Origin of the sequence: Devosia sp. (assembly GCF_041917035.1) — a bacterium.
Classification (GTDB): Bacteria; Pseudomonadota; Alphaproteobacteria; order Rhizobiales; family Devosiaceae; genus Devosia_A.
The window spans coordinates 1-10,209 of record NZ_JAYRYM010000145.1 but is presented as its reverse complement, the minus strand read 5'-3'; the positions used below and the strand labels follow the sequence as shown (position 1 = coordinate 10,209).

The window sequence follows — 10,209 nt, the reverse complement described above, 5'->3', positions numbered from 1 at the left end:
GCCGGATTTGAACCGACGACCCTTTGTCCCCCAGACAAATGCGCTACCAGGCTGCGCTACACCCCGACTGGCGGCAGACCTACCCAAGCTCTGCCGGGGAGGCAAGAGGCATTTTTGTGACGAGGGGCCCTGCCGATACCCATCGGGCCGACACTCGACTAAGAACTGCGTCAACCAAGGCACGCGTGGGAACCTCAGGATGAGCGATCTGGACGAGCGACTGGCGGAGGCGATCAGGTTGCACCGCGCCGGTCGGCTGGACGAAGCCGCGGCGATCTATGATGCGATCCTCGCCGATGAAGCGGCCCATGCGTCGGCGCTGCACATGCGCGGAGTTGTGCACCTGCAGCAGGGGGACAACGAACTGGCGGCAAAGCTGATCCGGCGCTCGCTGACAGTGGTGCCCGACGACGCCCCGGCGCTCAACAACTACGGGCTCGCACTGTCCGGCCTCAAGCAGATGGAACTCGCCATCGATGCGTTTCGTGCGGCGACGCGATCCAACCCCCGGAACGCCGATGCCTGGGCCAATCTCGGCAATGCGCTGCGGCGGATGGAGCGATATCCGGATGCGGTGGCCGCCTGCGAGACCGCGCTGTCGCTGGCTCCGGGCCGCCCCGGAATCGAGAGCGCTCTGGGGGCGGCGCTGGCAGAACTCGATCGGTTCGACGACGCGTTCGCGCATCATCGCCGGGCCATCGCGGCAGCGCCCGCGCGGGCCGACTACCGGCACAACCATGCGCTGGGCCTGATGCGCGCCGGCCGGGAGCACGACGCCGAGGCCGAGTTGCGGAAGGCGATCGCACTCAACCCCGGGCAGGGCGAATACCATGCGAGCCTCGCGCGGCTGTTGAAGCGCCGGGGGCTGGTCGAGGAGGCTATCGCGGCCTACCGCGCCGCGCGCCAGGGCGGCGCCGAGTCGAAGTCCATCGCGCAGGCGGTGATCTTCAACCAGAACTACCTCGACCTCGATCCGGTGGAGGCGCTAGCCGACGCCCGCGCATTCGCCCTGCGCCTGAGCGAAGGCCTGGTGCGCTACCGGGATTATCCGAACGATCGCAACAGCGAGCGGCGGTTGCGAGTGGGCCTGGTCTCGGCGGATTTCAGGCGTCACCCGGTCGGCCGGTTCATGGTCCAGCCGGTGGCAGCGAGCGATCGGGAGCAGATCGAGTACTTCGCCTATTCCGGCCGCGACAATGACGACGACCTGAACCTGCGCTTTCGCGAACTCATCGGCAACTGGCGATATGTCGGCAAGATGCGCGACGACGAACTGGCCGAGCAGATCCGGCGCGATCGCATCGACATCCTGGTCGACCTGTCCGGATACACCAGCGGCGAGCGGCTCGCGGTATTTGCCCGCAAGCCGGCACCGGTGGCGGTCACATACCTCGGCTATTTCGCCAGCACCGGCCTCGATGCGATCGACTATGTGATGGCCAACAGATGGCTGATCCCCGCGGAGGAGACCCGGCAATGGGTCGAGGCGCCCTGGCACCTGCCGCACGCGCACCTGTGTTTCGTGGAGCCCGAGGCGCCGCCCCCGGTGGTTGCCGCGCCGCGGCACGGCAGCGGCCAGTTCACCTTCGGCAGCTTCAACAACATCAGCAAATACAGTGAGGGAACCCTCTCGGCATGGGCGAGGATCCTCACGGCAGTGCCGCGAAGCCGGCTCCTGATGCGCGACACCGCCTCGTCCGAGGGGCAGCGAAGCCAGATCATCGGCAGGCTGGTGGGGCATGGGATCGCGCCGGACCGGGTGGTGTTCGAGCCCAAGCTCGACGTCTACGAGGAACACCTCGCGGGCTACGGGCGACTTGACCTGGCGCTCGACCCCTTTCCCTACAATGGCGGGACGACGACGGTGGAGGCCCTCTACATGGGGGTGCCGGTACTGACGCTGCACGGCAATCGGTACGTGGCGCACATGAGCGAGAGCATCCTACGGGCCACCGGGCTCGACGAGTGGGTGGCGGCCGACGCGGACGAATACGTGGCCAAGGCGGGGGGGGGGGCCGCGACACCGCAGAACCTGGACGCGATCCGCAGCCGGCTGCGGGACCAGGTCAGGGGGTCGACGCTGTTCGATGCGAAGGCCTTCGCACGGGACCTGGAGGCGGCGTTCCGGGGGATGTGGCGCGCGTGGTGCCTCAGGCCGTGAGGTCGCAGAAGCGGGCATCGGCGGCACGGGCGGCCTCGGCGGGAGCGAGGGCGAGCAGCAGGCCGCGCTGACCGCCGTTGATCAGCACATCATCGAACAGCTGTGCCGTCTCGTCGATGAGCGTCGGCACCCGGCGGCGCTGGCCGAACGGGCTGATGCCGCCGACATTGAAGCCGGTGAGGCGCTCCGCATCGGCCGGCTTCATCATCTGCGCCGACTTGCCGCCGACAGCGGCCGCGAGCTTCTTCATGCTCACGTCGCAATCCGACGGCACGACGACGCAGACCGGCTGGCCATCGACTTCGGCCATCAGCGTCTTGAACACCTCCTCGGGCGCCCTGCCCAGCGCCGCGGCGGCCTGCAGGCCGATGCGCGGAGCATCCGGATCGTAGTCGTAGGGATGCGGCGTGAAGGCGACGCCCGCCCTGGTCAGCGCAGCAGTCGCAGCAGTTGTCTTCGACATGGACGCCTTCGCATTCTCCGGCTGCCCGACCGCCCGGCATGGCGGACAGAATCCCGACGATAGTCCATTCTAGCATCCCTCGGAGAGACGGGGATAACTCCGCCGGTTCAGATGTTGTCCACGGCCGAGGGAAATTTCGTCAGGAAATTCAGCGTGTCGCGTGGTCCGGGCCGGTCGAATATGAACAGAGATGAACGAAGTATGAACGGCAGATGTCAGCCTTCGCGGGCGCGTTCGAGCAGACGCTTGCAGTCGAGCAACTCGCGCAGCGCGTCGGAGAGCCGGTCGCGATCGGCTGCCGACAGTCCGGCAGGCTTCGGCGCCGGAGCGGCGGCCGGCGCCGGGGCCGGCGGGCGCAGATTGGGCAGCTGGAAGCGGGGACGGGACGGCGGCGGGGCAACCGGAGCCTCGACGACCGAGGGACCCTCCGCCTCATCGCCCTCGTCATCCGGCTCCGGGGGCGGCAGGGCCGCCAGCGGCTTGCCCTCGCCGATGGCGATGACGTGGCGAATGCCCTGATCCTTGAGTATGCGCTGCACCCCCTTGATGGTGAAGCCCTGATCGTAGAGCAGGTGCCGGATGCCCTTGAGCAGCAGTACGTCCTCGGGGCGGTAGTAGCGCCGACCGCCGCCGCGCTTCAGGGGCTTGATGGTCGAGAAGCGAGTCTCCCAGAAGCGCAGAACGTGCTGCGGCAGGTCCAGCTCTTCAGCTGCTTCCGAGATGGTGCGAAACGCGTCTGGAGACTTGTCCAAATGGACTCACCCGAGGCCGGAAAGACTCTTATTTTCCAGCCCGGACCATAGATTTGTTGATCTTGGATTTCAACACGTTGCTCGGTTTGAACACCAGAACCTGCCGCGGCAGGATCGGAACCTCCTCGCCGGTCTTGGGATTGCGCCCGATGCGCTGGTTCTTCGAGCGGACCTGGAACGAGCCGAAAGAGGACAGCTTGACGTTCTGCCCGGCCACCAGCGCATCGCCGATCAGGTCCAGCACCCGCTCCACCAGTTCGGCGGATTCGGTGCGTGAAAGCCCGACCGCCTCGTACACCGCTTCCGCCAGATCGGCGCGAGTCACCGTCTTCTGAGTCATGTGCCGTCCCCCCTCCGTTGTTGCCTCACCGGACCGTGTCCGCCAGGCGCCCCCACCTACGGATTAACGAAGATTAGCCCGCTCCCGTGGGGCTGGCAATCTCACTTAACTATCAAAGGCTAGCGACGTTTGCGACGAACCGGTGACCAGCATTTGCGCGGCCGCCGAGTCGAGTATTAACGGCCTACCAGCGGATCAGTGAGGCGCCCCAGGTGAAGCCGCCACCCATGGCCTCGATCATGACGAGGTCACCGCGCTTGATACGGCCATCGGAGACGGCGGTATTGAGTGCCAGCGGCACCGAAGCGGCGGAGGTGTTGGCGTGCCGGTCGACGGTGACGACCACCTTTTCGGGCGGCAGACCGAGCTTCACTCCCGCCCCGTCGATGATGCGCTTGTTGGCCTGGTGCGGCACGAACCAGTCGAGATCATCGATGGTGTGCCCGGTGTCCTCGAGCACCTTGTAGACCACATCGGTGATCATGCCGACGGCGTGCTTGAAGACCTCCTTGCCCTCCATGCGGATATGTCCCATCGAGCGGGTCGATGACGGCCCGCCGTCGGTGTAGAGCTTGTTCCAGAAGTGGCCATCCGAGCGCAGGGCGGTGGCGAGCACGCCGCGGTCCTCGCCAGGCTTGCCCAGTTCCATCACCGCGGCCCCTGCCCCATCGCCGAACAGCACGCAGGTGGTGCGATCGTTCCAGTCGAGGATGCGCGAGGCGGTCTCGGCGCCGATCACCAGGGCGCGACGGCCGAGGCCGTTCTTGAGGTAGGAATCGGCGGTGGCCACCGCATAGACGAAGCCGGAGCAGACCGCCTGGATGTCGAAGGCCGCGCCGTGGTGCATGCCGAGCTTCTGCTGGACGACCGCGGCGGTGGCCGGAAAGGTCATGTCCGGCGTGGTGGTGGCGACGATGATCAGGTCGATGTCGCCGATCTCGAGCCCGGCATTCTCCATGGCCTTGCGACCCGCGGCCGCGGCGAGATCGGAGGTATTTTCACCCTCGGCCGCGATATGGCGCTGGCGAATGCCGGTGCGCTGCACGATCCACTCGTCGGAGGTGTCCACCGTCCTCGCCAGTTCCTCGTTGCCGAGGACGCGCGCAGGCAGGTAGGCGCCGACGCTGCGGATGATCGTCTTCTTGTCAGTCACGCGGATCTGGCCTCGGGTTCGGGCGCGGCGGGAGCCGGCGGCGCCGGATGGAGAGTGGGGAAGCGGCGCATGCCTTCGGCAATCTTGTCCATGACGCGGTTGCGCGCCATCTCGTAGGCGAGCCCGAGGGCCCCCTTGAAGCCGATCTCGTCGGTGCCGCCATGGCTCTTGATGACGATACCGTTGAGACCGAGGAAGACGCCGCCATTGATGTTGCGCGGATCGAGCTTGCGCTTGAGCGCCTGCAGCGCCTGCCCGGCGATGGCCGCACCGAGCATCGACACGATATCGGCCCTGAGCGCATCGCGGATGTAGGTGCCGACCTGGCGGGCCGTGCCCTCGGCGGTCTTGAGCGCGATGTTGCCGGCAAAGCCCTCGGTCACGACGACGTCCACGGTCCCCTTGCCGATGTCATCGCCCTCGACGAAGCCGTGGTAGACGAAACCCTCGCCGCTCGCCGCATGCAGGAGGCGGGCAGCCTCCTTGACCTCGTCGTGGCCCTTCATCTCCTCGGTGCCGACGTTGAGCAGACCGACCGTCGGCAAATCCTGATCGAACAGGGCGCGCGCCAGCGCCGCGCCGAGGATGGAGAAGTCCGTCAGCTGCTTGGCATCGCCGCCGACGGTCGCACCGACGTCGAGGACGATGATGTCGGTCCTCAGCGTCGGCCATATTGCAGCTATGGCGGGCCGCGAAATGCCCTCGATGGGCCTCAGGCAGAAGGTCGCCATGGCCATCAGCGCCCCGGTATTGCCACCCGAGATGGCCACGTCGGCGGCGCCGTCCTTGACCGACTGGATGGCATTCCACATCGAGGAGTTGCCGCGCCCCTTGCGCAGCGCCTGCGAGGGCTTGTCGTCCATCGAGATGACGGTGTCGCAGTGGGCAATCGTCGAGATCGCCTGCAGTTCGGGGAACCGGGCGATCAGAGGGGCGAGCTCGGCCTCGCGGCCGTGAAAGATGTAGCTGGTGTTCCTGCGTTCGCGCCAGAACAGGCTTGCGCCCTCGACGGCCACGCGGGGGCCCTTGTCGCCACCCATGGCGTCTACCGAAATACGGATGGTGTCACTCATCGCCCGTCCAGCCCGCCAAAGGGGGCGCCGCCAAGATAATCATTCGCCCACGTGGCGCAAGCCCGCGCCAGTCAGCCCTTGTCCTCGGGGTTCCTGAGGACCTTGAGGCCGGCGAAGGGCAACTCGTCCTCGGTATCGTCGTCGCCGATCTCTCCCAGGGCCTCTCCCTCGGCTCTCGGGTAGGGATCGATGGCGAGGGCCAGCGTCTCGACGATGAGGTCGGTCAGGTCCGCTTCATTGCCGTCGAAGTGATCCGGGATCTCCTCATGCTCGAGATCGACGAAGACCTCGGCATTGGCCGGGCCGGCGAAGGGCTTCTCGCTGCCGGGCAGGAAGACGCGGTCGATCGGCTCCTCGATCTCCTGCAGCACGGGCTCGAGCGAGATGACGCTGGGCTGGACCACCAGGGCGGCCAGCCGGCCGGTGACCCGGATGCCGCCGCGAAAGCGGACCGCGGCGAGCCTGACGGTCAGCCGGTCGACGGCAGTGATGCCGAGATCGGACGCAATGGCCTCCCGCTCGGGGCGCTCGACCACCAGATCGAGCTCGCGCCCGGCGGCCGGCATGGAATCGAGCCGGATGCTCGCATCCGGGATGCGGAAATGCGGGTGCGAACGGGTCATGCGATCCCCTTCAGCTCGATTCGCCCGGCGGCGATCCCGGCCGCCGGCTGAGTCGCGAGGGCGGCGGCCTGGGCTTCCAGATAGGCCGCCAGGCGGTCGACCGTCGCGGCCTCGTCGCCGTCGTCGAAGAGGTTGCGGCGCAGCACCGCCTCGAGGCGGGCGCGGTCGCCGGCATCGAGCGCCTCGTTCACCGCGGTCAGCAGCCCGAAGAACAGGTTGCCCATGTTGCGGATCTTCTTGGGGACGGCGAGATCCCCCGCCCCCATCTCGCGCAGCGAACGGTCCATGTCGCGGAAGAACAGATCGAACACGGCCTGGCTGAACTCGGCGCTCTGCCGGCCATCGCCGCGCATGCGCCGGAAGAGCAGCGCCATGTGCAGCGAGATCATGTCGAACCGACCGGTAACCGTGTCCGGGACGCCCCATTCGGCGTAGAACAGCGGCTGCCGGGATTGCGCCACAATGGCGCGATAGACGGCATAAACCGCTTCGGCGTCCGGGCTTTTCTTGAACAGTTTCAACATCGTCGATCGCGCTCCGGGGCAGTTCGGAGGTGGGGGGCGAAGGGCTCGAGCGGGGATAGGCGTCGGACCAAGCCAGCTTGCCAGACCAAGGGTCCGGCAGCTAAACAGTCCCGCGGCCGGCCAATGGCCGTGGTAATAGTCGACCAGGATCGGGAAAGTCAAACTGATGCCCCTGCGCACCGTCGTTCGCCGCACCTTCCCGATCGCTGCGGCCCTGCTGCTCGGCGCGTCGCTGAGCGCCTGCAGCAGCGGACTCAGCCTGTCGCAGTCGAAGGCGCGAGGCTACGAGATCTCGGAAGATGCGCTGCTGCAGATCCGTCCAGGCCAGAGTGCCGCGCTGGTGACGGCAGTGCTGGGCTCCCCGCAAGCGACCAACAATTTCGGCTCCGAGAGCGCCTGGTACTATATCGGCGAAAAGGTGCAGCAGACCGCGTTCGGCATGGAGCTGAGCAAGGAGCGCACCGTGCTGGCGGTGTACTTCGACAAGAACAACAAGGTGGTCGACACCGAGCGACTGGGTGTCAAGGACGGCAAGGTGTTCAACATCGACAGCCGCCGCACCCCCTCCTACGGGCAAGATCGCAGCTTCATCGAATCGATCATCTCGTCGTTCTGACGGGGCAAGGGCCAGAGCCGCGGGGCCACCCGCGTCCCTAAAGCGCCTGCTTCCTTCGCGTCATCGAGAAGCCGAGCGCCAGGATGCCGACCGTGGCGACCGGGATGGCGAGGATATTGATCGACTGCCAGCCGATGGTCTGCAGCAACAGGCCCGAGCCGATCGACGCAATGGCCATGACGCCGAACACCACCTGCTCGTTGAGGCCCTGGACGCGCGCTGCTTCCTCCGGCCGGTAGGCCTCCGAGAGCATGGAGGTCGAGGCGATGAAGCCGAAATTCCAGCCGATCCCGAGCAGCACCATCGAGATGTCGAAGTGGATGGTGGTGATGCCGTGCAGGTTGATGCCGGCCGAGATGATGATGAGCAGCAGCCCGATGGCGGCGGTGACCTCGGCGCCGATCCGCTTGATGACGGTGCCGGTGATGAAGCTCGGGGCGTACATGGCGACAATGTGCCACTGGATGGCGAAGGCCGCGGCCTCGGTGGTGTGACCGCAGACGAACACCATGGCGAGCGGCGCGGCGACCATGACGAGGACCATGAGCGCGTAGCTGACCGCAGAAGCGATCATCGGCACGACGATCTCGGGGGTGCGCAGCAGCACCGGCAGCGGCCGGCCGGCCTTGCGCTCCGCGGCATCGCGGACGGTGGGCGCCAGCCGGGTCTGGCTCAGGACGCCGATGGCGACGACGCCGAGCAGGGCCATGACCACGTAGGTCGCGGTGAAGGTGTGGCCGGGGATCAGGTCCTTGCTGAGGGCGCTCAGCTGCGGGCCGATGAAGCCAGAGAGGACTCCGCCGAACAGCACCCAGGAGATAGCGGTCGACTTCATCGCGGCGGGCACGCTGTCGGCGGCGGCGAAGCGATACTGGTTGGCGAAGGCCGACGTGGCACCGATGATGGCGAGGGCGAAGCAGAACAGCCAGAACAGGCCCAGCCACGCGGCGAACCCGGCAAGCAGCGCCGCGGGGATGACGATGGCCACGCCGAAGATAAAGGCTTCGCGCCGGCCCCAGGAGTGGATCAGCCAGGCCGCCGGACCGGTCGCGAGAGCGGTACCGACGATCATCATGGTGACCGGCAGCGTGGCGTAGGACTTGTCGTCGATCATGCCGGCGCCGGTGAGCGCGGCGACCGACATCAGGATGGCCTGGTTCGATCCGACGATCGCCTGCGAGGCCGAGAGCAGCGCGATGTTGCGGACCGGGGAGCCGACCGGTGCGGCGGGCTTGGTCATCGCGGCGCCTACCGGGGCTTGCCCGGTTCGTTGTCGCGGCCGGCGGTCCGCGCCACCTGGTCGAGCACGCCGTTGACCATCCGGGCCGCATCATCCGGGTAGAAGGCCTTTGCCACGTCGACATACTCGGTAATGACGACGCGCGAGGGAATATCGCGCCGACGGAGCAGCTCGAACGCGGCGGCACGCAGGATGGCGCGCAGGGTGGCATCGATCCGCGCCATCGGCCAGCCGTCGACGAGGGCCGCGTCGATGGCCGGGTCGATCTCGAGCTGGGACTTGATGACGCCCGAGACGATCTGGCGGAAGAAGTCGGCGTCGGCCGGCAGGTACTCCTCCCCCTCGATCTCGCGGCCGAGGTGGACGGCGCTGAACTGGCTCAGCGTGTCCTCGAGCGACTGGCGCCCGACATCCATCTGGTAGAGAGCCTGCACCGCGGCAAGGCGGGCAGCGCCGCGCTGGTTGGCGGTCTTGGGGGCAGCGGGATCGCGCGGCTTGGGCTGAGCCATAAGTAGGTGTGCTTCGGGTTTCGCCGGGGGCCGGCGGGATCGGTTCACTCGGATTAGCCAGTGCGGCGGGCAACCGCAACGCTAATCGTCGCCGCCGGTGTGGGCCGCGTGCTGGTCCTCGCCCAATTCGGTGAGGAAGGAGCGGAAATCGTCGGCGGCGGAGAAGTTCTTGTAGACCGAGGCGAAGCGGACGAAAGCGACGGCATCGAGGTTCTTCAGTCCCTCCATGACGATCTCGCCGATCTGGTCGGAGGTGACCTCCGTGTCGCCGAGGCTCTCGAGCTGGCGGACGACGCCGGAGATCATGCGCTCGACGCGCTCGGGCTCGACGTCACGCTTCCTGAGCGCGGTGTTGACCGAACGGGCGAGCTTGTCGCGATCGAAGGGCACGCGGCGGCCGGACTTCTTGATCACCGTCAGCTCGCGCAGCTGCACCCGCTCGAAGGTGGTGAAGCGCCCCCCGCAGGAGGGACAGATGCGGCGGCGGCGGATGGCATTCGAATCCTCGGTCGGGCGCGAATCCTTGACCTGGGTATCGTCGTTTCCGCAGTAGGGACAGCGCATCAGCAGCTCCACATGTCGTTCAGGCGGGAGGCCACGGTCAGCTCCCCTCCCCCTTGCGAGGAGGCGTTGGGGCTGGGGGTCCATCGGCTCGCGAACCGCACCACCCCCACCCCGGCCCTCCCCGCAAGGGGGAGGGAGGGCAAGGCCGATGCGTCGTGCCCGATGGAACCGTCATCAGCTGTAGATCGGGA

Annotated in this window: 12 protein-coding genes; 2 read left to right on the top strand and 10 right to left on the bottom strand. The window is 67.1% G+C overall.

The features are described from left to right. Positions 1 to 199: 199 nt before the first annotated feature. Positions 200 to 2,161, top strand: a complete 1,962-nt coding sequence (locus ACE3TU_RS14550) for a tetratricopeptide repeat protein (protein WP_374625406.1) — start codon at positions 200 to 202, stop codon at positions 2,159 to 2,161. Here the strand turns inward: ACE3TU_RS14550 and ybaK are convergent. The 7 genes from ybaK to ACE3TU_RS14515 all read right to left on the bottom strand — a co-directional run bounded on the left by ybaK (position 2,151) and on the right by ACE3TU_RS14515 (position 7,089). Next, entirely contained in the window at positions 2,151 to 2,624 is a 474-nt protein-coding gene (gene ybaK, locus ACE3TU_RS14545; protein WP_374625404.1) for a Cys-tRNA(Pro) deacylase, read from the bottom strand. The genes ACE3TU_RS14550 and ybaK overlap by 11 nt on opposite strands. 215 nt (positions 2,625 to 2,839) lie before the next feature. Then, complete coding sequence (locus ACE3TU_RS14540; protein ID WP_374625403.1) at positions 2,840 to 3,376, bottom strand: MerR family transcriptional regulator; 537 nt, start codon at positions 3,374 to 3,376, stop codon at positions 2,840 to 2,842. Positions 3,377 to 3,404: 28 nt separating this feature from the next. Continuing rightward, positions 3,405 to 3,716, bottom strand: a complete 312-nt coding sequence (locus ACE3TU_RS14535) for an integration host factor subunit alpha (RefSeq protein WP_374625401.1) — start codon at positions 3,714 to 3,716, stop codon at positions 3,405 to 3,407. Between the two features lie 184 nt (positions 3,717 to 3,900). After that, positions 3,901 to 4,869, bottom strand: a complete 969-nt coding sequence (locus tag ACE3TU_RS14530; RefSeq protein ID WP_374625399.1) for a beta-ketoacyl-ACP synthase III — start codon at positions 4,867 to 4,869, stop codon at positions 3,901 to 3,903. Further along, complete coding sequence (gene plsX / locus ACE3TU_RS14525; RefSeq protein WP_374625397.1) at positions 4,866 to 5,942, bottom strand: phosphate acyltransferase PlsX; 1,077 nt, start codon at positions 5,940 to 5,942, stop codon at positions 4,866 to 4,868. Before plsX ends, ACE3TU_RS14530 begins: the two co-directional genes overlap by 4 nt. A gap of 71 nt (positions 5,943 to 6,013) precedes the next feature. Further along, a complete protein-coding gene (locus ACE3TU_RS14520) occupies positions 6,014 to 6,565 on the bottom strand; it encodes a DUF177 domain-containing protein (RefSeq protein ID WP_374625395.1) in 552 nt (183 codons plus the stop codon). Continuing rightward, positions 6,562 to 7,089, bottom strand: coding sequence for a ubiquinol-cytochrome C chaperone family protein (locus ACE3TU_RS14515; RefSeq protein WP_374625393.1), 528 nt, complete (start codon positions 7,087 to 7,089; stop codon positions 6,562 to 6,564). The genes ACE3TU_RS14520 and ACE3TU_RS14515 overlap by 4 nt, the downstream gene beginning before the upstream one ends. 166 nt (positions 7,090 to 7,255) lie before the next feature. Here ACE3TU_RS14515 and ACE3TU_RS14510 point away from each other — a divergent pair, with 166 nt between their 5' ends. Then, positions 7,256 to 7,705: an outer membrane protein assembly factor BamE gene (locus ACE3TU_RS14510; RefSeq protein ID WP_374625391.1), complete on the top strand. Its 450-nt coding sequence runs from the start codon at positions 7,256 to 7,258 to the stop codon at positions 7,703 to 7,705. A gap of 37 nt (positions 7,706 to 7,742) precedes the next feature. Here ACE3TU_RS14510 and ACE3TU_RS14505 read toward each other — a convergent pair whose 3' ends face one another. The 3 genes from ACE3TU_RS14505 to nrdR form a co-directional block, all read right to left on the bottom strand. Beyond that, positions 7,743 to 8,945 carry an MFS transporter gene (locus tag ACE3TU_RS14505; protein ID WP_374625389.1) on the bottom strand — a complete coding sequence of 401 codons (1,203 nt, stop codon included), beginning with the start codon at positions 8,943 to 8,945 and terminating at the stop codon, positions 7,743 to 7,745. 8 nt (positions 8,946 to 8,953) lie between these two features. Next, positions 8,954 to 9,454 (bottom strand): transcription antitermination factor NusB, encoded by a 501-nt coding sequence (gene nusB, locus ACE3TU_RS14500; RefSeq protein WP_374625387.1) that lies wholly within the window; start codon positions 9,452 to 9,454, stop codon positions 8,954 to 8,956. 81 nt (positions 9,455 to 9,535) lie between these two features. Next, positions 9,536 to 10,018 (bottom strand): transcriptional regulator NrdR, encoded by a 483-nt coding sequence (gene nrdR / locus ACE3TU_RS14495; protein ID WP_374625385.1) that lies wholly within the window; start codon positions 10,016 to 10,018, stop codon positions 9,536 to 9,538. Between the last annotated feature and the right edge of the window lie 191 nt (positions 10,019 to 10,209).